Source organism: Labilithrix luteola (assembly GCF_001263205.1).
In the GTDB taxonomy this organism is placed as follows: Bacteria; Myxococcota_A; Polyangia; order Polyangiales; family Polyangiaceae; genus Labilithrix; species Labilithrix luteola.
Genome location: NZ_CP012333.1, coordinates 4,257,116 through 4,277,071, shown reverse-complemented (window position 1 = coordinate 4,277,071; position 19,956 = coordinate 4,257,116). Strand labels below are relative to the sequence as shown.

20 protein-coding genes are annotated in these 19,956 nt (G+C 65.8%); 11 read left to right on the top strand and 9 right to left on the bottom strand.

The window, feature by feature from the left end:
* Nucleotides 1-13: 13 nt before the first annotated feature.
* Nucleotides 14-910 carry a LysR family transcriptional regulator gene (locus AKJ09_RS19060; protein ID WP_169927662.1) on the bottom strand — a complete coding sequence of 299 codons (897 nt, stop codon included), beginning with the start codon at nucleotides 908-910 and terminating at the stop codon, nucleotides 14-16.
* Between the two features lie 67 nt (nucleotides 911-977).
* Here AKJ09_RS19060 and AKJ09_RS19055 point away from each other — a divergent pair, with 67 nt between their 5' ends.
* Nucleotides 978-1,988: a zinc-dependent alcohol dehydrogenase family protein gene (locus AKJ09_RS19055; RefSeq protein ID WP_146648626.1), complete on the top strand. Its 1,011-nt coding sequence runs from the start codon at nucleotides 978-980 to the stop codon at nucleotides 1,986-1,988.
* Nucleotides 1,989-1,994: 6 nt separating this feature from the next.
* On the opposite strand, the gene AKJ09_RS19050 is transcribed toward AKJ09_RS19055, so the two are convergent.
* A complete protein-coding gene (locus tag AKJ09_RS19050) occupies nucleotides 1,995-2,741 on the bottom strand; it encodes an SDR family NAD(P)-dependent oxidoreductase (RefSeq protein ID WP_146648625.1) in 747 nt (248 codons plus the stop codon).
* A 152-nt stretch (nucleotides 2,742-2,893) separates the two neighbouring features.
* Between AKJ09_RS19050 and AKJ09_RS19045 the strand changes: the two genes are divergently transcribed.
* Nucleotides 2,894-3,739 (top strand): hypothetical protein, encoded by an 846-nt coding sequence (locus AKJ09_RS19045; protein ID WP_146648624.1) that lies wholly within the window; start codon nucleotides 2,894-2,896, stop codon nucleotides 3,737-3,739.
* Between the two features lie 79 nt (nucleotides 3,740-3,818).
* A complete protein-coding gene (locus tag AKJ09_RS19040; RefSeq protein WP_146648623.1) occupies nucleotides 3,819-4,010 on the top strand; it encodes a hypothetical protein in 192 nt (63 codons plus the stop codon).
* Here AKJ09_RS19040 and AKJ09_RS19035 read toward each other — a convergent pair.
* Nucleotides 4,000-4,818: a LysR family transcriptional regulator gene (locus AKJ09_RS19035; protein WP_146648622.1), complete on the bottom strand. Its 819-nt coding sequence runs from the start codon at nucleotides 4,816-4,818 to the stop codon at nucleotides 4,000-4,002. The two genes, AKJ09_RS19040 and AKJ09_RS19035, sit on opposite strands and share 11 nt — an antisense overlap.
* A 70-nt stretch (nucleotides 4,819-4,888) precedes the next feature.
* Here AKJ09_RS19035 and AKJ09_RS19030 point away from each other — a divergent pair, with 70 nt between their 5' ends.
* Nucleotides 4,889-5,728 carry an MBL fold metallo-hydrolase gene (locus AKJ09_RS19030; protein ID WP_146648621.1) on the top strand — a complete coding sequence of 280 codons (840 nt, stop codon included), beginning with the start codon at nucleotides 4,889-4,891 and terminating at the stop codon, nucleotides 5,726-5,728.
* The gene (locus AKJ09_RS54320) at nucleotides 5,676-6,443 is read left to right on the top strand and encodes a hypothetical protein (RefSeq protein WP_205633744.1); all 768 of its coding nucleotides are present in this window, start codon (nucleotides 5,676-5,678) and stop codon (nucleotides 6,441-6,443) included. The genes AKJ09_RS19030 and AKJ09_RS54320 overlap by 53 nt, the downstream gene beginning before the upstream one ends.
* Nucleotides 6,444-6,872: 429 nt before the next feature.
* Here AKJ09_RS54320 and AKJ09_RS19020 read toward each other — a convergent pair whose 3' ends face one another.
* The gene (locus tag AKJ09_RS19020; RefSeq protein WP_146648620.1) at nucleotides 6,873-7,859 is read right to left on the bottom strand and encodes an AraC family transcriptional regulator; all 987 of its coding nucleotides are present in this window, start codon (nucleotides 7,857-7,859) and stop codon (nucleotides 6,873-6,875) included.
* Nucleotides 7,860-7,944: 85 nt separating this feature from the next.
* Between AKJ09_RS19020 and AKJ09_RS19015 the strand changes: the two genes are divergently transcribed.
* Nucleotides 7,945-9,030 (top strand): Gfo/Idh/MocA family protein, encoded by a 1,086-nt coding sequence (locus AKJ09_RS19015; protein ID WP_146648619.1) that lies wholly within the window; start codon nucleotides 7,945-7,947, stop codon nucleotides 9,028-9,030.
* 9 nt (nucleotides 9,031-9,039) lie between these two features.
* Here AKJ09_RS19015 and AKJ09_RS19010 read toward each other — a convergent pair whose 3' ends face one another.
* Together AKJ09_RS19010 and AKJ09_RS19005 are read right to left on the bottom strand one after the other, a co-directional pair.
* The gene (locus tag AKJ09_RS19010; RefSeq protein ID WP_146648618.1) at nucleotides 9,040-9,462 is read right to left on the bottom strand and encodes a hypothetical protein; all 423 of its coding nucleotides are present in this window, start codon (nucleotides 9,460-9,462) and stop codon (nucleotides 9,040-9,042) included.
* Nucleotides 9,459-10,706, bottom strand: a complete 1,248-nt coding sequence (locus AKJ09_RS19005; RefSeq protein ID WP_146648617.1) for a vWA domain-containing protein — start codon at nucleotides 10,704-10,706, stop codon at nucleotides 9,459-9,461. Before AKJ09_RS19005 ends, AKJ09_RS19010 begins: the two co-directional genes overlap by 4 nt.
* A gap of 272 nt (nucleotides 10,707-10,978) precedes the next feature.
* Here AKJ09_RS19005 and AKJ09_RS54890 point away from each other — a divergent pair, with 272 nt between their 5' ends.
* The gene (locus AKJ09_RS54890) at nucleotides 10,979-11,851 is read left to right on the top strand and encodes a peptidylprolyl isomerase (protein ID WP_240488520.1); all 873 of its coding nucleotides are present in this window, start codon (nucleotides 10,979-10,981) and stop codon (nucleotides 11,849-11,851) included.
* A 6-nt stretch (nucleotides 11,852-11,857) separates the two neighbouring features.
* On the opposite strand, the gene AKJ09_RS18995 is transcribed toward AKJ09_RS54890, so the two are convergent.
* Both AKJ09_RS18995 and AKJ09_RS18990 read right to left on the bottom strand, forming a co-directional pair.
* Nucleotides 11,858-12,790, bottom strand: coding sequence for a hypothetical protein (locus tag AKJ09_RS18995; protein WP_146648616.1), 933 nt, complete (start codon nucleotides 12,788-12,790; stop codon nucleotides 11,858-11,860).
* Between the two features lie 8 nt (nucleotides 12,791-12,798).
* On the bottom strand, nucleotides 12,799-14,925 hold the full coding sequence (locus AKJ09_RS18990; protein ID WP_146648615.1) for a putative Ig domain-containing protein: 2,127 nt from the start codon (nucleotides 14,923-14,925) through the stop codon (nucleotides 12,799-12,801).
* Between the two features lie 131 nt (nucleotides 14,926-15,056).
* Here AKJ09_RS18990 and AKJ09_RS18985 point away from each other — a divergent pair, with 131 nt between their 5' ends.
* The 4 genes from AKJ09_RS18985 (at nucleotide 15,057) to AKJ09_RS18970 (ending at nucleotide 18,608) form a co-directional block, all read left to right on the top strand.
* On the top strand, nucleotides 15,057-16,565 hold the full coding sequence (locus AKJ09_RS18985) for an MYXO-CTERM sorting domain-containing protein (protein WP_146648614.1): 1,509 nt from the start codon (nucleotides 15,057-15,059) through the stop codon (nucleotides 16,563-16,565).
* Nucleotides 16,566-16,601: 36 nt separating this feature from the next.
* The gene (locus AKJ09_RS18980; RefSeq protein ID WP_146648613.1) at nucleotides 16,602-17,156 is read left to right on the top strand and encodes a DUF302 domain-containing protein; all 555 of its coding nucleotides are present in this window, start codon (nucleotides 16,602-16,604) and stop codon (nucleotides 17,154-17,156) included.
* A gap of 140 nt (nucleotides 17,157-17,296) precedes the next feature.
* Entirely contained in the window at nucleotides 17,297-17,887 is a 591-nt protein-coding gene (locus AKJ09_RS18975) for an SUKH-4 family immunity protein (RefSeq protein ID WP_146648612.1), read from the top strand.
* A gap of 16 nt (nucleotides 17,888-17,903) precedes the next feature.
* A complete protein-coding gene (locus AKJ09_RS18970; protein ID WP_146648611.1) occupies nucleotides 17,904-18,608 on the top strand; it encodes an SDR family NAD(P)-dependent oxidoreductase in 705 nt (234 codons plus the stop codon).
* 54 nt (nucleotides 18,609-18,662) lie between these two features.
* Here AKJ09_RS18970 and AKJ09_RS18965 read toward each other — a convergent pair whose 3' ends face one another.
* Nucleotides 18,663-19,949, bottom strand: a complete 1,287-nt coding sequence (locus AKJ09_RS18965) for an MFS transporter (protein WP_240488519.1) — start codon at nucleotides 19,947-19,949, stop codon at nucleotides 18,663-18,665.
* Between the last annotated feature and the right edge of the window lie 7 nt (nucleotides 19,950-19,956).

The following is a 19,956-nucleotide window of genomic DNA, read 5'->3' as shown; positions in this document are numbered from 1 at the left end:
GGTCGAAGTGAAGTCAGGGCGTCTGTCGAGCCGAGACCTCATCCATCAAGCCTGAAACCCAGCGCACGACGAGCGCGACGCGCGCGTTCTTTTTCAAATCGGAGTGGTACACGGCGAACGCCGCGCGCGGTGGTGGTGAAACTTTCGGCAGTACGCGCACGAGCGAGCGTTCGTGAAGAGCGACGACCTCCGGCAGAAGCGCGAGACCGACGCCCTCCACGCACGCGGCGGTCTGGATGGTGGTGGCCGTTGCGCGAACCACGTAGCGAATGGCGGGGACGAGCTCGCGCAGCCATCGATTCTGGGGCAACCGATCGAGTTCGCTCTCGAAACCGATCCAATCATGGGAGGCGAGGTCGCGCGTGCTCTTGATCGAGCCGCGCCGGTCGAGATACGGGCGGCTCGCGAAGATCCCGAAGGCCATGCTCCCGACGTTCCGCGAAACGAGCGCGGGCTCTTTGGGCGCGACGAGACGCACCGCCACGTCGGCCTCGCGTCGCGAGAGATCGAGCAGCTGGGTCTCCGCGCGTAGCTCGATGGTCAGGCGAGGTCGTCCTTCACGCAGCTTGGCGAGTGCAGGAACGAGCACGTAGCGAACGAAGCCGTCGCCTGCCGTCAGGCGAACCGTCCCCTCCACGTTCGCGTCCGCGCCTTGAAGCTCACGGCCGAGAGAGACCATCTCCTCTTCGACGCGCAGCGCCCTCGGCAGGAGCGTCGTGCCCATGGCCGTGAGCGACAGCCCCTTCGGCGTCCGCACGAAGAGTCTCGTGCCGAGCCCTTCCTCCAACGTGCCCAGACGGCGGCCGACGGTCGTGGGGTCAATCCCGAGAGCCTTGGCCGCGCGGGCATGACTGCCAGTTCGGTGGAGGGCGAGAAACACCTCGAGATCACGCCAAACGACGTCCTGCATAATTGCAGGTTTACCATGCATCCGTGGGTAGTCCCGCAGGCGCTCGCGAGAGCCCATCATCGTCGTCATGAAGGCCTTTCGTTTCGAAGACCGTATCGCGCTCGAGAACCTCCGCTTGGTCGAGCTCGACGTCCCCCGACCGGGGCCGCGCGAGATTCTCGTTCGCATGCGGGCCGCCGCCATGAACCAGCGCGACGTGCTCATCGCGCAAGGCCGCTACGGCAACTTCGCCGCCCCGCTCGTTCCGCTCTCGGACGGCGCCGGTGAGGTCGTCGAAGTCGGCCCCGCGGTGACGCGCTTCGGAAAGGGCGATCGCGTCATCCCGACGTACGTGCCGGATTGGATCGCCGGCCCTGTTCGAGAGGGCGTCGGTGCGAGACGCCTCGGCGGGCCGAACCCCGGCACGCTGCGCGAGCTCATGGCCGTGCACGAAGAGGCTGCCGTGCGCGCGCCGTCGAATCTCGGATGGCTCGAAGCGGCAACGCTCCCGATCGCGGCGGTGACCGCGTGGCAGGTCCTCTTCACCGACGTCGGCATCGGCCCGGGCGACGTGATCGCGGTGCAGGGAACCGGCGGCGTGGCGCTCTTCGTCGTCCAACTCGCCCGCGCGGCAGGAGCCAAGGCGGTGGTCCTCTTGCGCAGCGGAGCTCGCGCGGCACGCGTGGAAGAAGCGGGCGCCGCCGTCGTCGATACGAGCCGCGAACCAGCGTGGGAGTCCCGTCTGCTCGCGCTCACGAACGGAAGAGGTGTGGACTTGTTCGTCGACGTCGTCGGTGGCAACGGCGTGAACCGTGCCGTGGCCGCAACACGGGTCGGAGGAACCGTGGCCCTCGTCGGCTTCGTCGGAGACACGACGGCGTCGATCGATCTGCCCGCTGCCATTCGCCGGGTGGTCTCGTTCCGTACGGTTTCGGGTGGAAGCCGAGCAACGTTCGAAGCTCTCGTCCGAGGCATCGAGGCCAACGACGTTCATCCGATCATCGACACCGTCGTTCCGTTCACGAAGGCGCCCGAGGCCTTCGTGAAGCTCGCCTCGGGCTCCCCCTTCGGAAAGGTGGTGATCGACTTCGACGGATGAACGCGCTCAAACCTGAGCGATACCACCGTCGACGAAGAGCTCCGTCCCCGCGACGTACGAACTATCGTCGGAGGCGAGGAACGAAACGGCCTTGGCGATATCGAGGGGATCTCCCACGCGTCCGAGCGGAATCGACGCGCCATACCTGGCCTGGAGCTCGTCGTTGCTCGAGGCCGAGCGCAGACCGCGCAAACCTGGCGTGTCGATCGAACCGGGGCTCACCACGTTCACGCGGATCTTCCGCTCCTTCAGATCCGTCGTCCACGTCCGTGCGAACGAGCGCAGGGCGGCTTTCGTTGCACTATACACACTGACCGCAGGAAAGCCCTTGGAGCCGACGATGGACGACGTCAGGATGATCGACGCGCCGTCACGGAGGAGCGGCAACGCTTTCTGCACCGTGAAGAGCGCGCCCTTCACATTGATGTCGAAGTGGCGGTCGAACTGCGCTTCGGTGATCGAGCCCAGTGGGGCGCTCTCGGCGATGCCCGCGTTGGCAAAGACGATGTCGAGGTGTCCTTTCGTCTCGCGCACGATCGCGTAGAGGCGATCGAGATCCGCGAGGTTCGACACGTCGCCTTGGACCGTCGTCACGTTCTTGCCGATGTCTTTTGCGGCACGTTCGAGCTCTTCCTTTCGTCGCCCTGTGATGAAGACGTAAGCGCCGTCTTCGACGAACTGTTTCGCCGCGGCGAATCCAATCCCGCCGTTGCCCCCCGTGACCACGGCAACCTTCCCGTCGAGCTTCCCCATGACACCAACCTCTTTCGTGGCGCAGGTCCGTGGCGCGGACCTGACATATGATGACCGTCATATGTCCACGGACCGTGTGTCCGTCAAGGCGAGGCAAACCGAAGGCCGCGAAGCGCCACGCCGCAGCCGTTTCGGGTTAACGTGGCGCTCCCATGAAGCTCAACTTCCTCTCGATCCGCTCGGTCAAGCACACGTGCGCGCTTACGCTCGCCGCTCTTTCGACGCTCCTTCTCGTCTCGGGCTGCAAGGAGAAGGAAGAAGCCAAGGGGCTCGTCGTCGACGCCGCGGTCACCGCCACGCCGGCTCCGGTCGACGCGGGCCCGGTCGACATCAACCAGTGCCCGGGCTGCCAACTCGCGCCCACGCCCACGTGGACGTTCGAGGGCATCTATCGCGACGACAAGTGCACGGACCCGCTTGCGCAGACGGTCACCCCCGCGTGCGCGGCCGTACCGGCGATCGGCCAGGTGAGCCTCACGTACATCGACGAAGTCGGCGGTCGCAAGGTCAACGAAGGCGCCACGGTCACGCTCACCGAGATCATCGCGCCGTCGACCCCGCGCTTCCGCAAGACCACCAAGGGCTGCGTGCACGCGAACGAAGCCGCGGTCGACGTGACGCCGAACACCTGCGCCGGCGCGCGCGTCTGCCGTGACGCGACCGGTACGCTCGCCTGCGCGGGCTGCCGTACGTTCGCGAACGGTTGCCCCGACTTCGAAGAGACGCGCACCTACGCGGCCGTCAACGACCCGGTCGCCAAGGGCGGCGTGGCCACGGGCGCGGCTCCGAGCCAGTTCGGAAATCTCGCGGCTTGCTGCAACGCGCTCGCGACCCAGGCGAAGAGCCTCGGCGCATCGCCGGAGGCAGGTGTTCTCCTCTCCGCCGCCGCTCAGTGCAGCGCGCTCGCGAAGTCCGGCTCGGCCAACTCGCCCGAGCTCGCCGCACTCAAGGGCCTGCTCGCCGGCCGCAACGTGCCGGCCGTCTGCAAGGGTCTCTGAGATCGCTCGAGCCCGAGCTCGACCGGGAGCCTCCGCAACGAGCGCTCCCGGTCTTCCGCTGCTACGCTTCCGGCGCCCCATGGCGCGCCTGGACTGGGATCGACTACGACGCATTCGGCCGCTCGACGACGCGGACGTGCGCATCGATCCCGACGGAGGCCATCTCTGGGAGCGTCAGGGCGAAGGCATGCACGTGCCCTTCGACGTGCGGCGGCTTCCCCGCGGAGTCATCGTTCGCCGGCGCAAGGCCGACCCGCCGCTCAAGCGCTGAGTCTGCGCGCGCGGAGGAGGCGTTCGAGGGCCGGCGCGAGCGTCGTCGAGGCATCGTACGCAACGCCGACCTCACGCGAAGCAACGACGTCCGCGAGCGGCCGAACGACGATGCGGTCGTTCGTACGAACCACGCCTTCGGGGAGGAAGGCGATGCCGATGCCCGCCGAGACCAGCGCCACCGCCCATTCCTCGGAGGCTGCAACCGCGACGACCTTGGGCCGTCGACCGCCTTTCGTGAAGCGCGGTCCTAGCTCGCAATTGCAGCGGTGCACGACGCGCTCGCCCGCGAGCTCCGAGGCACGAAGTCGTGACTTCGCAGCAAGCGGGTGTCCAGCAGGCAACGCGACCACGTAGCGTTCTCGCCAGAGCGGCACGAACGTCTCGTTCTTCTTGCGCAGAGACCGAGACACGATGCGTGCATCGCACGGCTCTTCGGCCGACACGAGCTTCACCTCCAGCTCGGCGTCGCGCGCGAGTGGCGCGACGAGGTCGAGGGTGCGCGGGATGTCGAGCGAGGCCATGAGGCCGAGCACGAGTGGTGTCTTCGGCTCGGGCTTCCGAAAAAGCGAGCGCAAGGTCTTCGCGTCGTCGGCCATGCGGAGCGCCATCGGATAGAGGCGCTCGGCCGCCGCCGTGGGCGTCACGCCTTTGCGATGGCGCGCGAAGAGCTTCGTACCGAGCTCGTGTTCGAGATTCGAGAGCGCCGTCGAGACGGATGGCTGCGAGACGAACGAGCGCCTCGCCGCAGCGCTGACGCTTCGTTCCTCGAACACGGCGACGAAGTAGCCGAGCTCACGGAGATCCATACGAATCACCTATGGATGCCATATAGACTCGATATTTTACCTATGCCGCGGCCGATGACAAACCTTGGGCATGCGAGTTCATCACCTCAACGCCGCAACGCTCTGCCCGGCGAGCGCGCGGCTCGTCAACGGTCGCGGCGGACTCTTCGAGCGCGCACGGCTCGTGTGTCATGTACTCGTCGTCGAGACGTCGACCGGCCTGCTTCTCGTCGACACGGGGCTCGGAAGGGACGACCTCGCGACCCCGTCGCGACTAGGACGGACGTGGCTGCGCCAGGTCTCCCCGCGTTTGGACCAAGCCGAGCCGGTGGTCGCGCAGCTCGCGAGGATCGGCGCGACGGCGAACGATGTCCGCGCCATCGTGCTCACGCATCTCGATCTCGACCACGCCGGCGGCATCGCCGACTTCCCGCGGGCCACGATCCATGTCCATACGCGCGAGCTCGAGGCGGCGAGCCAAGGCCTCGGAACGCGTTCCAACGTACGCTATGTGCACGACCAGTGGCGTCATGGCCCGATCTGGTCGACCTTCGAGGACGGCAACGATCGCTGGTTCGGCTTCGAAGGCGTCCGAACGCTTGGCGAGACGAAGGACGAGGTGCTCCTCGTCCCGCTTCGTGGGCACTCCACCGGTCACACGGGCGTCGCCCTTCGCTCGTGTGACCGCTGGCTTCTCCACGCTGGTGACGGGTACTTCTTCCACGGTCAGGTCGAAACACCCCCCCACGCCCCACGGATCCTCAGGGCGTTCCAGCGACGTTCCGATGTCGACACGGCAGCTCGTGCCGCCAATCAGGAGCGCCTCCGCGCCCTCGTGGAAAGCCACGAAGACGAAGTGACGCTCTTCTGCGCGCACGATGCGCTCGAGTTCGATCGACTACGCGGAGATCTGCAGACGCAGCCCGAGTGACGACTCAGTCGTCCTCGTCCTCGTCCTCGTCCTCATCGTCGTCGTCATCGTCGTCGTCATCGTCGTCATCGTCGTCATCGTCTTCGTCTTCGTCTTCGTCTTCGTCGTCCTCGTCCTCGTCCTCGTCCTCGTCCTCGTCGTCCTCGTCTTCGTCGTCCTCGTCGTCCTCGTCCTCGTCCTCGTCGTCCTCGTCGTCCTCGTCGTCCTCGTCGTCCTCGTCCTCGTCCTCGTCCTCGTCGTCCTCGTCGTCCTCATCCTCGTCTTCGTCTTCATCCTCGTCTTCGCCGGGGGCGGCGGCAGCGACGGCTTCAGACGTCAGAGGGAGGTCCGACAGTGCGGCGAGCTCGAGCTCAGCCTTTTTGGCGGGGCGGCGCTTCGGCTTCTCGAAGAGGTTGGTGCTCTCCGCGATGTCGGTCGACTCGAGGAGGGCGGCCTCGGCGAGGAGCTTGGCCTGACGGCATGCGAGATCGAGATGGCTGGCAACGCTCTCGAGCTCCGCACGAAGTGCGCTCGTGGCGTCGGCCTCGAGCGGCGCGGAGCCGAAGACGTTTCGCCACTCGGCGAAAGAACTACGAACCCGCGAGAGCGCGGGTTCGACGGGGGCGTAATCAGTGTCGGCGATCATGCGCCTAACGTACGTCGAACCAAGGCGTTTCTCGAATGTTTCCAGGAAGGCCTCGAACGAATCACGATCGCTGCGGCGCGTCGGGGGTAGTTTCAGGTTGCGGAAGATTGCCTCCAACAGTGGCGAGCGCGCACCGCCAGCGGACGCGATGGCCGGGTGCAGGGCTTCGACCGCATCGACGGCGGCGCCCTGCAACGCTCGCGCTCGTTCGTTCCTCATGGCGCCCAGCTCGGGGAGCTTGAGCGCTCGGACGAGCAGGTCGCCTAGGCTTCCCCTTGCCTCGACGAGATGACGATGCGCGGTGGCGAGCCATCCTTTCTCCGCGGCCCGGCCTTCTCGCTTCGAGAGTTCCTCCAACGCTGCAGCGAGTCGCCCCTCGAGAGTCTCCGCGTAGGTCACCGTGTCGAAGGCATCGAGCGCCGTCATCGGTAGCGAAATACCACGGGCCGCGTGCTCGAGCGACACCGGCGCGACCACCGATGGGGACGCGGCGACGCGGATCTGCCGGCATGACGAGGGTCACCCGTGCGAACGAGGCCCGCTCGGTCCTTCCACCATTCGTTCGGTCGAAGCGACGCGGCGACGATAGGCCCCTGGCGTCTCCCCGACGTGGCGTTTGAAAGCCTTCACGAACGCGCTCTCGGTCTCGTATCCGACGGCCTCCGCCAATTCCGACGTCGATGCGGCCCCGCTTGCGATGAGCTGGGTCGCCCGGTGCATTCGCCAGCGCGTCAGATACGCAAGAGGAGCTTCCCCCATCACGCTCTTGAAGCGCGAAGCAAAGACCGAGCGGGACATTCCCGCAACGCGCGCCAGCGATTCGACGGACCAGGGCTCGTCCGGCTTCTCGTGCAGCCGTTGCAGGACGACGCTCAGCTTCGGATCGAAGAGCGCACGCAGCCAACCGCCGCGCCCTTCGGGCAACGACTGGACGTGCGTACGGAGGGCCTGCACGAAGAGCACGTCGGCCAGGCGGCTCGCCACGGTCTCGTATCCCGGCAGCTCGGACTCCATCTCCGATGCTACGAACTGCATGGTCGACTCGAGCCAACGCGAGGCCACCCCGCCATCTCCTTTGACGTGCAGGAACCGCGGCAGGCTCTCGACGATGGGACTCAGCAGAATGCCTTCGAAGAGAAAGGAGCCGGAGATGATCGTCGTCTCGGCCCCATCGCCCCCGTACTGCACGATGCCGCCGCAACGCCCGCCGCGTTGGGCGTAGACCTCGGCCACGGTCGCAACCTTGGACTTGGGCGCGTCCTTGAGCACATGCGAGGTGCCGTCGAGGATGAAGACGAAGTCGCCTCCCGCGAGCGGAATCCGCTTGCCGTCGATCTCGAGAAGGCAGTTACCGCGCGAGACGGCATAGAAGAGCGGCTCGGTGCGATGCGCTTCCGGACGCTCCGAACGCAGCAAGCGCATCCCCCAAGGGGCCTTCAATTCGAGGCGCCCATAGATGCGACTGCGCAGGTGAACCGCGCGAAGGGCTTCGGCAAGAACATCCATCCGCAAGCTCCTATCGAGACGAATGAACCATAGAACCGGACGAAGTCACAATGATCGTCCTGACTCAGAAGACTAGCGTTGACTCATGACCAATTCGAATCGAATCCGCGTTGGAGTCATCGGAGCCAGTCCGAACTGGGGCTGGGCAAGTTACGTCCACCTTCCCGCACTGGCCGCGCTTCCCGCCTACGAGATGACGGCGGTGAGCACGACCAAACAAGCCAGTGCGGAAGAGACCGCTCGCAAGTTCGGCATTCGTCATGCCTTCGACGACGGCGTTCGCCTGATCGAGCATCCCGAAGTGGATCTCGTCGTCGTGTCCGTGCGCGCGCCGGAACACGCTCGGCTCGTGCGCGCAGCGTGCGCGGCGAAGAAGGACGTCCTTTGCGAGTGGCCGCTCGGCGTTTCGCTCGAGGAGACGCGCGAGCTCGCGAAGCTCGCCGACGAAGCCGGCATTCGCACACTGATCGGGTTGCAGCGACGACTGGCGCCGGGCGTCCTCTACCTTCGCGACCTGGTCCACGACGGTTACGTGGGCCGCATTCGCTCGGTCACCCTCGAGATCTCGACGCCACTGCTCGGGCACAGGCGTCCGCGCGCGTACGCCTACACCGCGGACGAGCGCAACGGCGTGAACGTGCTCTACACGGTCCTCGCCCACTTCCTCGACACGGTGCTCCACGCAACGAGCCCGATCGAGAGTCTCTCCGCCGTCGTTGCGCGCACGTTCGACACAACCACGATCGAAGAGACCAACGAGGTCATCGCCGTGACGGCTCCGGACGAAGTCTCGCTCGTCGGACGGCTCACTAGTGGCGCCGTGCTCACCGCTCGTGCCGAGTCAGGCAAGCGCAACGGCAGTACTATCGCGTGCACGATCACCGGCACCGACGGCGACCTCGTGCTCGGTGCGGATTTCGGGGTCTCGGGCACGAAAGGCGATGGTCAGCCGCTCGCTCCGATGCCCACGCCGGAGCGCTACTTCATGGTGCCGAAAGGCAACTTGAGCGACGACGTTCTTCCGATGGCGCAGCTCTACGCGGCCTACGCGAAGGACCGCGCCGAGGACACCCACCGTGCGCCCTCGTTCCGCGACGCACTCGCCTTCCACGAGCTTCTCGGCCGAATCGACGAGGCTGGAACCACCAGGCAGCGAATCACGCTGCGTTGACGGTCAGCCTCAACCGCAAACGCCAGCCTTGCACTTGGCGGGCATTGGAGGGCTGCACGGCGGGACGTCGAACTTGCAGCCCTGCGCGAGGAACCGTTTGCACTGGGCCGCGTTCACGCGGTCCTTCGCAGCACTCACCTCGGCAACGCCGTCTTTGGCGACGATCCGCGAGCAATGATCGAAGCACGAAGCGACAAGCTCGACTTGCGTGCAGTCATCGTCCACCGTGCACGCCTGGTGCGCAGCGATCGCGCTCGAGACCTCGGTAGAGGCCGACTCCGAGAGGCTTTCGCACGACGTCCCCGCCGAGGCTTCGTCGCTGCTCGGCGGGTTCGTCGCCTCCTGGCCGTTGGTCGAGCCGCCGCACGCGAAGGCGCCCAGAATCCCGACCGCAACAACGGCCGTCGAGCCCCAGCGAACGAACATCTTCATTTCGTGACTTCTACCACCGTCTTGCAGCCGATGACGATGCGCACTTTGCCCTGCGGATCGGCCTTGAGGGCGTCGCATGCGTCGCCGTGGAGCGTCACCTTGGTCGGGTTCGTCGGGCTGTCGTAGGTCCAGCCGTCCTTCGCGTTCTGCGGAATCGTCGTGTCGGTGCCCGAGGACGAGGTGAACACCACGTTCACGTTTGCCGGGTCGATCTGCCCGGCGCCCGCAGGTTTGACGAGGGGCAGCTCGCAGCTCGTCACGGTATCGCGGATGGCGTTGATGGCCGCAAGGAAGTCCGTGCGAATCTGGGCGGCGGTCTTCGTGCCCGGCGTGATCTGGAAGTGGCACGGAGTGCCCGACTTGTCGGCATTGCCCCAGTTCGGGTTGCATCCCGGAACGGCCGTGCCACCGGCCTGGGCAAGCTTGGCCATGAAGGCCTCGTCGTAGACCGTTGCCGGATCCGCGTCTTCGTTGCCCACGCCGACCGCGAAACTGATGACCTCCGGGTTGCCCTTCTTCGCCGCGTCGAGCGCGGTGATGCAGCCCTGCGTGTCATCGGTCGGAATGCCGTCGGTCATGACGACGAGCACGTACTTGCCCCCCGCAGGGATCGGCGCGGACGGTGTGTACGACTTCAGGGTCGAGAGCTGGCCGTTGATCGCCGTGTAAAGCGGAGTGCCGCTGTTCGGAAAGATCGGCGGCGCGAGGCGTGCGCGAAGGGCTGAAGCCTGAGCCGCGTCGACGAACGCGATCGGCACGTCGACCTTCGAGGCGGACTTCTGCACGGTACTCGAGAAGAGGTACATGCCGACGGCCATCGACGGATCTGGCTTCGCCTCGAGATCGGCGAAGAACGCATTCAGTGCATCGCGCACGGCGATCCACTTCTTGCCGGTCAGCCGACCAGGGCTCGCCGGATCGGGCTCACGCTCGCCCGCGATGTAGTTCGTGCCGTCGAAGCCATCCATGCTGCCCGACCCATCGATGATCAGCTGCATGTAGACGGGCGTCCGATTCGTCTCCGCGGAGGCCGTGGCACAGCTGCTCAGAGGATCCGTACTGCCGACGCCTCCGTCGCGATTCGCACCATCGCCGAAGTTGCGACCGTCCGACTCGCCTTGCTCGGCCGCAGGCGTGCCACCGTCGAAGAGCGAAGTCGCTCCTTCACTACCGCAGCCCTGGCCGACTGCCGTGACCGCCGACAGGAAAACGCCACAAGCAACTCCGGTAAGCCAACGCGCCATGAACACTCCTCACACGACAGGCCCCACTCAGGATTCGCACACGAATCAACACGGGGCCACGTCTCCTTAGGGCATCTTTTTCGCGCCCGGAAGGATCGGCACGCATCCTGGATCGTGGCGTCACCAGGCATTTCGCGACACTCGATTGCGCGCATCCGACACGTCGGTACCTTCCGCGTGGCGTTCACGAAACGCTCGAGCACGATCTCACTCACTGTGCGTCGAGCCGGTCACGACATCGCATCGAATCGTTGTGAGGTAGTGTTCCATCCATGGCGAGCAGCGAGCTGGCACGAAACGCGTCCATCGTGACCGTGTTGTCCGTGGCGATGGCATGCGGTGGAACGTCCGAACCTGCCGCCCAGGCGCCGACCCGCGTGGTCGAGGCGCCCGTCGCGCCCGTCGCGAGTGCGAATGCGAACGACGCGAGCTCGCCAGCACCGGCCGTGGAAGCGAAAGCGGAACCGCCGGCCAAAGCGACTTCGAGCGCATCGGCGCCCCTCCCCGCAGAGCCGGCCTACGTCGACGGAGGAGCCGATCCGACCGGCGGAAACTTCACCCTCGCCGACGCCACCGCCGGCATGACGAGCCGCGGCCCGCTCTTCGCGACCATCAAGACGAGCCTCGGTGATCTCCGCTGCAAGCTCTTCGACGACAAGGCGCCCATCACGGTTGCGAACTTCGTCGGCCTCGCGCGCGGTGAGCGACCGTGGAAAGATCCGAAGACCGGCGCTTGGGTGAAGAGGCCGGCATACGACGGAACGACGTTCCATCGCGTGATCAAAGGCTTCATGATCCAGGGTGGCGACCCGACCGGCACCGGACGCGGAGAGCCGGGCTTCACGTTCCCCGACGAGATGTGGGGAGCCAAGCACGACAAGCCGGGCCTTCTCTGCATGGCCAATCGCGGCCCGAATACGAACGGCATGCAGTTCTTCATCACCGACGCGAAGACACCGCACATCGATCGGAGCTACACGATCTTCGGCGAGTGCTCTCCCGTCGACACGGTGCACGCCCTCGCGGCGGTGCGCACCGGCCCGCTCGACAAGCCCGTGCAGCCGCTCGAGATCCGCACGGTCGAAATCACGCGAGGCGCCGCCCCTCCGAAACCGTCAGGGTCGACGCCGCCGACGGGCCGTTGAGCGCTCTCAGGGGATCGTCAGCGTGCACTGGGCCGTGCGCCGTTTCGAGGCGCAGCAGGTGTTGTGCTGGAGATTCTCGAACATCTCGAAGCTGATCTTGTCGCCCGTCACGCTGCCGTTGAAGACGGTCTGGCCCTTCGAAATGCCGTAGCAATAGGTATTCGGCCCCGGCCGATTGTCGACATTGGAGTACCGGTTCGACGAGCCCTTGCCGGACGCGGGATCGAGCTCGATACGTGTCTCCGGCCAGCCAATCGTTTTTTTGCCGCCGTCGCTCGAGACCACCTTTTCGAAGGAGAAGGCATCGGCAACGAGAACGGGCTTCGTCTCCGTGCCTTCGATGCGAAACGTGAGGTCGACGGGCTCGCTCCAGCCGTATCCGAAGTCGGGGCAGGTCGAGCTCGACGAGACGAAGGTTGCCCATTCGATCAGGAATCCACACTGCGCCTGCGCGGTCACGGTGGACCCGAGCCGATTCGAGGGCACGGCAGCGCCGGAACCACCGCCGCCGCCGAGAGAAACCGTGAACGTGTTGTCTTCGTAGTTCGCATCACGGAAGACGACGAAGTAATTCTCGGTTCGCGGCAACGTCAGCGCGATGTGAGCATCGCTCGTCGTACCGTCGGCGTCGTCGTTCTTCACGAGCGTCTTGCCGTCCGAGCGCAGCAGCCAGGCCACCGCATCGCCGCCACTCGGCGAGCGCACCCAGAGGTCGAAGGAATCGCCCGATTTACCGGCCAAACGATAGGCACGAAACGACGGCACTTCCGTGTATTCGGCGGTCAGCGATTGTCCGTAGTCGATGGTTCCGAGGATCTCGGCGGTGGTGGGGACACGAAGAGCGGAGTCTGCGCTCTCCGCAACTTCGCCCTCGGGAGCGGATGCCGAACACGCCATCGCAAGAAACGCCCCGAGGCACACGAATGAAATCTTTTTCATGACTTTCCTCAGGGAATGACGTCGACGATGCCGTACGCGTCCGACGTTCCGTACGGCGACGAGGTGTTCATCGTCACGCGTGCGCCTTGCACTCCCGCTTCCGGCTGCGACCAGGCCGTGACATGCAGCTTGAACGTTCCATCGGAGAGCGGTTCGAGCCTTCCCGCGAACTTACTCAGCGCGTTGCCCGTTCCTTCCTGGTAGGCGAACGAGAGATCGCTCTCGAGCGGTGCACTCGTCGTCGTCGGCGTGAAGCTCGCCGTGCCCGGATACGCGTAGGCGGTCGTCGTGCCGCCACCGCACGTCACGGAGACCTTGCCAGGATTGTCCCCCGCCACCGTGCACGACAGCTCGGCGTTCCCGGTATACGTACTACTGCTCCGATAGAGCATGATCGGCACGCCAACCTTGCCTCCGAGTTTCACGGCTCCGCTCGGAAGTGCGGCGTAAGCAAGGTGGTCGACGCGAACCGTGAACGTCTGCGTCGCGTTCGCGCAACCGTCGGTCGCCGTGGCCGTCAGCGTGTAGCTCCCCGCCTGGGCGACGGTGGGCTGCCAGGCGAAGGCACCGCTCTGCGAGTCGAACGTCGCTCCTCCGGGAAGCGGAGCAACGTCGTAGTGAACGGCGTGTCCATCGGCGTCGGTCGCCGACAGAGACAGCGACAACGTATCGCCAGCGAAGACACGCTGATTGGCAATCGGCGCGAGCACGGGCGCCCGATTCGGCTCTTCGTAAAAGAAAAATTCGCTCGCCTTCCAATCGTTGGAGGTCTCCCCGAAGACGAAGCGGCTGCGCGCGGAATCGTAGGCGCCGAAGTACTGCGTGGCCGATGCGACGTCGACCTTCGGTCCCGCCCCCGAGCTGATGGTCGACCACCTCGTGCCGTCCCATTCGCGCACGATGAAGGTCTTGCGGTAACGCTCGCCATTCGGCTCGACGCGGACGACGTGACCTCGGCTCGAATCGAAGACCATCGGCAAATCGGTCGGGTCGTCGGACGTGACCGATCCTTCACCCCCGCGAGCGAGCTGCCAGGTCGTGCCGTCCCATTCCCAGGTATTCGTACGTGCCGTGTTCGGCGCGTTGACGGCGCCCACGATGTATCCGCTGTACCGCCCATAGAGCACGACGCGATTGCGAGCGGCGTCGAACGCCATCCGACTCTGGATCCGTGCCTCGGGATGCGTTTGCGCCGGAGTGCCCACGCGGGTCCAGGAGGTCCCGTTCCAGGTCCACGTGTCTTCCATCGCATCGGCGGTCTGCGACCCGGCGTAGCCGCCGAAGAGCAGCGTGGTCTTGCGTGCTGCGTCGTAGACCAAGGCATGACCGAAACGGGCACGCGGAGTCACGCCCGCGGGAGCCATCTTCGACCACGTGTTCGTGGCGCCGTCCCATTCCCACGTGTCGCCGAGCAAACCGTCGACGTTGCTACCGCCGCCGAAAAGGACGGCGCGACCGCGGGCGGAGTCGTACGCCACCGTGGCGTCCGTCCGTAACCCCGCAGGAAGCGGATCGCCCTCGGGCGGAGACCAACCGCCCGCCGCGAGCTCGCTGGTGCCTTCGGAGGTCAGAACCACGAGGCGGTTGCGCTTCGCGTCGAAGAGCATGATCCCGACGGGCCGACCGGGCGCTGCCGGTTCCCACTTCGGGGTGATGGCCGGAGCAAGAGCACACGCTCCGCCCTTCTTGGCGAGCGAAACGGTGAAGGAGGCGTCCTTCTTCGAGGTCTCGCGAAAGACGATGTAGTGCGTCCCTGTCTTCGTCAGCGTGGCTTCGAGGTGCGAGTCCTTCGTGCCCGGCGCCGCATCGAGATTCGATGCGACCGTGGCGAAGCTGCTCGAAAGGAGCCACGCGCGAGCATCGCCATTGCTCGATCGCACCCACGCGTCGACGGAGTCCCCCTTCACGCCTTCGAACTTCAGCGCGCGGTAGAGCGGCATCTTCGAGTACGGGATGGGCGCGCTCGTCTCGCCGTAGGCGAGGGTTCCGACGATCTCGGAGGGCGAAAGGCCTCGCAGCGCCTGTTCGTCCGACTCGGCGGTCTCTTCCTCCGCGGGCGCACACGCGGTGGATGAGCAGGCAAAAACGCCGAGCGAGGCCAGGATCAGGGCAAAAGCCGAGGAACGCGCGGTCATGCCCCCCTATACGGCGCGCGCCCACCTTTCTTCCTCGCGCCCGAGAATTCTGATTTGGTCAGAATTTTCCACCACAGCTGCGATACCTTGCAAACGTGGCCCCATCTCCCTTCCGCACCGCCCTTTCCTTCTTGTCCGCTTCTGCCTTCGTCTGCGTGGCCGCCACCGCGTCGGCGACGGTGACGGAGCCTTCGAATCAGGTCGTCCCCATCGCGTCCGGGGATCCGGTTCAGCTGAACCAGTACTTCGCGAGCGTTGGTGAAGCCATCGACTGGAAGGTGGACGCCGCGAGCGGTCCGAATGCGTTCTCTCCGCTTTGCGGCTTCGACGCGAAGTTCGTTCTGCATGGCGCCGCCTGCGCGCTCCACTTCGCCTGGTACAACGAGACCGGTTCCCCGCCGTCGTCGACCGATCTGCACGTCATCATCCCCGCGGGCTCTGCGGTCGGCACCACGTTCAGCGGCACGGACATCAAGAGCGACCCCGCGTACAAGGGCGGGCTCGTCGGATTCGCGCTGGTCGGAAGCCCGACTCAGCAGTGCACCGAAACGCACTACTCGAATCCGGCGTGGAACCGCGTGTGCTCCGGCTGCAATCCGGTTGCGCCCTGGATCACCACGCTGATCTATCCGTCGAGGAACGTCCCCAACGCGTTCTATCTGGCCTTCGAAGATGGACCGACCGGCGCGACCTCCTTCAACAACGACGGCGACTTCAACGACGACGTCTACATCGTCAGCGGCGTCACGTGCGTCGGCGGCGGACAAGCTTGCGATACCGGCAAACCCGGCATTTGTGCGTCGGGGTTCACGCAGTGCACGGCGAACGGCACCACGTGCAAGCCGTCGACGGCGGGCACGGCGGAGAAGTGCAACGGGCTCGACGACAACTGCGACGGCCAAACGGACGAAGGCGATCTCTGTCCGAGCGGGCAGGTTTGCGACAAGGGAACGTGCGTCGGCAGCTGCGCCTCCGGCGAGTTCGCCTGCCCGGGCGACAAGGTCTGCAACGCAAACGGCCATTGCGTCGACCCGCGCTGCAAGGACGTCACGTGCGACGCCGGCAAGGTCTGCGTCGCCGGCACGTGCAAGGGCGCCTGCGACGACGTCGTGTGCCCGCACGGTCAGACCTGTCGTGCTGGCACATGTGCCGATTCGTGCGCAGGCGTGACATGCGAGTCAGGGCAGGTCTGTGACAACGGCGCTTGCGTCACGAGTTGCGATTGCCTTCCGTGCACCGGCGGCAAGTCTTGCGATACGGCGAGCGGCCTGTGCATCGAGGCGGCTTGTGCCGGCGTGACGTGCACCGGAGGCCAGCACTGCCAGGCCGGCAACTGCGTCGACGCCTGCAGCGGCGCCGTCTGCCCGGCGGGCCAGACCTGCGAAGCGGGCAACTGTGTCGATAAACCCGCCACCGACTCCGACGGCGGAGTCGACGGCGGCGGCGGCGGCCTGAACGGACCCGGTGCCTCGCCCTCCGACGGACCGGCCGATGGCGGCACGCTCCAGAGCGCATCCGTCGACGACAGCTCGGGTTGTGGCTGCGTCGTCGCGGGCGGCGGAGGTGGCGAAAAAGTGGAGATCGCCGGCTTGGCACTGGCGATCGCCACCGCGTTTCGTCGGCGCCGAACCCGTCGATGAGCTGATTTCAGCCGAGTTTTCGACAAACGAGCTGGCTTGCGGGGCCTCGCGGCCGTGCGCATGGTCGTCGGACAGGGCGCCATGAGCGAGCTCGGAACTGCGGTGTCCATCGATCACGTCGCGACCGACATCCCGGTGGCCTTCGATGCGTTCATTGTCGCGTTCGAGGGCCTCCTGGGTCATTTCGACCCATCCGTGCTCGGTCGCCTGAAGGCCGATCCAGAAGACGCCAAGGCTCGCATCGCCCAGATGGAGGGCGAGCAGGGCCTCATGATCTTCGGCAAGCTCGATCACGGGGCGCTGTTCGCGCTGAGCGGTCAGCCGAAGCGGGTCCTCCGCTATCACGTCGGCAATCCACTCATCGCATTTCGTATGACCCAATTGGACGTCCGCGCGGCCCTCTATGCACCACTGACGGTCCTCCTTTACGAGCTCGACCAGGTCACCACGCGGGCGGAGTACGACCGACCATCGACGTTGTTCGGCCAATTCCAGAACGAGGCGGTCAACGTCGTCGCGCGGGAGCTGGACACGAAACTTGCACACGTCCTCGAAAAGGCCTCGGCGCAGGCGCAGCGAGAGCTCGGGTGACGGTTCACGACGGGTTATCGGTGCGTTGTCGGTGCGTTGTCGATGCCTCGACCAGGTCCCAGCAAAATTCGAGCCGGTGAACTTCACTCAAACAACGCGCAACGAACGCCTCGCACGAGCCGAACGAACGAGCATCACGAATGACCAGCAATACCGACGACAGCGCAGACAAGGGCCCCACCTCTGGAACCGACATCGAGTTCGACTCTTCGGCGACGGACGATCTCGAGCTTCCCGAGACCACCAAGAAGACGCTGAAGACCTCGGGGGTCCCGCGAGAGCTCCGCCTACCGGGTTGGCCGGGGCCGACACTCTTTTCGGCGGCCACCGACGGCAAGAAGCTCGTCGGCACATGGGAAGAGTCGGCTCCCCTCACCCGATCGGGCGACCACGAGGGCTACGTGATCGGTGAGGTGCGTGACACCAGCGGGAGTCCTCCCGTCGTCCACTCGATGTTCGTGCTGCGCAGAGGCAGCGGCGAAGTCTGGCTTCTCGACGCGAAGAACGCCGAAGACGATCGCTTCGTGAACGCAACCCTGGAGGGATTCCTCGCCTCGATGAACGCGTTCGTGGCGAGCTTTTCGAGCATGGTCGCGGGGCCCGCACCTGGCCAGGTGGCGCTCGTCGAATCGTTCGCAGGGCTCCTGACCAAGCTCGACTCACGTGCACTCGAGAGGCCGGAGCACTACTGGCCGGGTTGGGTCTACGCCTTGGAAGACCTCGCTTCCTGAAACTTCGGAGGACATCATGGGCAAGAAGGGCGTCTGTGCGGTCGTTGGTATTGGTCCCGGCAACGGCGCGGCGCTCGCCCGTCGTTTCGCCAAGGACGGATACGCCGTCGCCCTTCTGGCTCGCTCGCCTGGACTGACGAACGAGCTCGCCAAGGAGCTCGACGGCGCGCGTGCGTACCTTTGCGACGTGGCGGACGAAGCGTCCATCAAGGAAGCCTTCGCCGCCATTCGCAAACACCAGGGCGAGGTCGACGTGCTCGTCTACAACGCAGGGTCCGGAATCTGGGGATCCGTCGAAGAGATCACGCCCGAGGGCTTCGAGCAGTCGTGGCGGGTCAACGCACTGGGCGCGTTGGTCGCCTCGCAAGAAGTGATTCCATCCATGAAGGCCAAGGGCCGAGGGAACATCGTGTTCATCGGCGCCACGGCTTCGCGCCGTGGAAACGTGATGACCGCGGCCTTCGCGCCGGCCAAAGCCGCGCAGCGAAGCCTCGCCGAATCGATGGCTCGCTCGCTCTGGCCGGCAGGCATCCACGTGTCGGTGGTGATCGTCGACGGCGTCGTCGATCTGCCTTCCACGCGCAAGCGCATGCCGGACAAGCCCGACTCGTTCTTCATTCGCCCCGACGACGTGGCCGATCTCGTCCACTCGGTGACGGAGCAAAAGCCCTCGACCTGGTCGTTCGAAGTCGAGGCGCGGCCTTTCGCCGAGAAGTGGTGATTTCGACCGAGCACCGCGCTGACGACGCTCAGCCGAGCTCGTCCGTCGGGAGACTCAAGGACCCGGAGGGACCGCCGGTGCCGAGGCGCTCGCGCGCAACCTCAGGAGGAGGAAGGTCGTCACGGCGGCGAACACCAACGTCGAGCCGGCAAGCGAGGCGTGGACGGACGTGACGCTTCCCACGAGCCCCACGGTGATCCCACTGAACGCGCGCAATCCGAGCGCCGACATGTTGAAGAGTCCGAGAACGCGACCGCGAATGGGCCCCGGCGCGTTCATCTGCACGATGGTTTGGGTCATGCTGCTCGTCGAGAGCTCGAAGAACCCTGCCGTGAAGAGACAGGCGAGTGCGAGCGGGTAACTGCGGACGAGCGCGAATCCGCAAAGGGCGAGCCCCCACGCGGTGGCGAGCATCGCCGCGGAAGCGGGCCCCGTCTTGAGCAGGCCACTGCCACGCGCCTCGAGCACGAAGCCCGCGACGAGTGCCCCCGCAGCGTCGGCGGCGAGCAGCATGCTGTACGAGGTGCCCGGATCACCGTGACCGAGGTCCTGGGCGAAGCTCGGCATTTGGGCCTGGTAGCTGTTGCCGATGAAGAACGACGCAGCGCCGGCGAGCACGATCATGATGCCGAGGACTGGAATCGCACGGACCTCGCCGATGGTCCGGCGGATGTCTTCGAGCCCACGCACGGCACGTTTGGGCGGCTCGGCGTCTTTGCGGAAGTTACGGCCATAAGGGGCCCGCACGAGCCACAGAAGCAGCGGCAGGTAGAAGACGGTGTTGACGAAGATGGCGCGCGTCGGACCGAGCGCGAGCATGATCGCGCCGCCGACCGCTGGACCGACGAGCACGCCGAGGTAACGGGCGGTCGCGTTGAGCCGCACGGCGCTCGGGAGATTCGCCGGACCGACGATGTCGTAGAGGAGCATCTGGCTCGACGTCTGCCAGAGCACGCCCGCGCAGCCATGGATCGTGAGCAGCACCATGGCGTGCCACATCTGCAGTGTGCCGGTCACGAAGAAGTAGCCCCAGCCGAGCGACGCGGTGATGAAGAGCACCATGCCGGCCTGGATGAGACGCCGTGAGTCGAAGCGATCGTTCAGTGCCCCGACGGCGACCGAGAAGAAAAGGAACGGCAGCCAGTGCGAGAGCACGGCGAAGCCGCCGAGCGCGGGCGAATGGAACTTCTGGAAGGAGACCCAGTAGCTGATGACGTGCTCGATGTTGTCGGCCATCATCGCGAACAGGTACGTGAAGAAGTGCGCGCGATAGCCGCCGATGCGGAGCGCGCTCGAGACTTGTGGAGCGGTCGTCGCCGCAGCCGATGTTTGGGGGCTCACTGTTTCA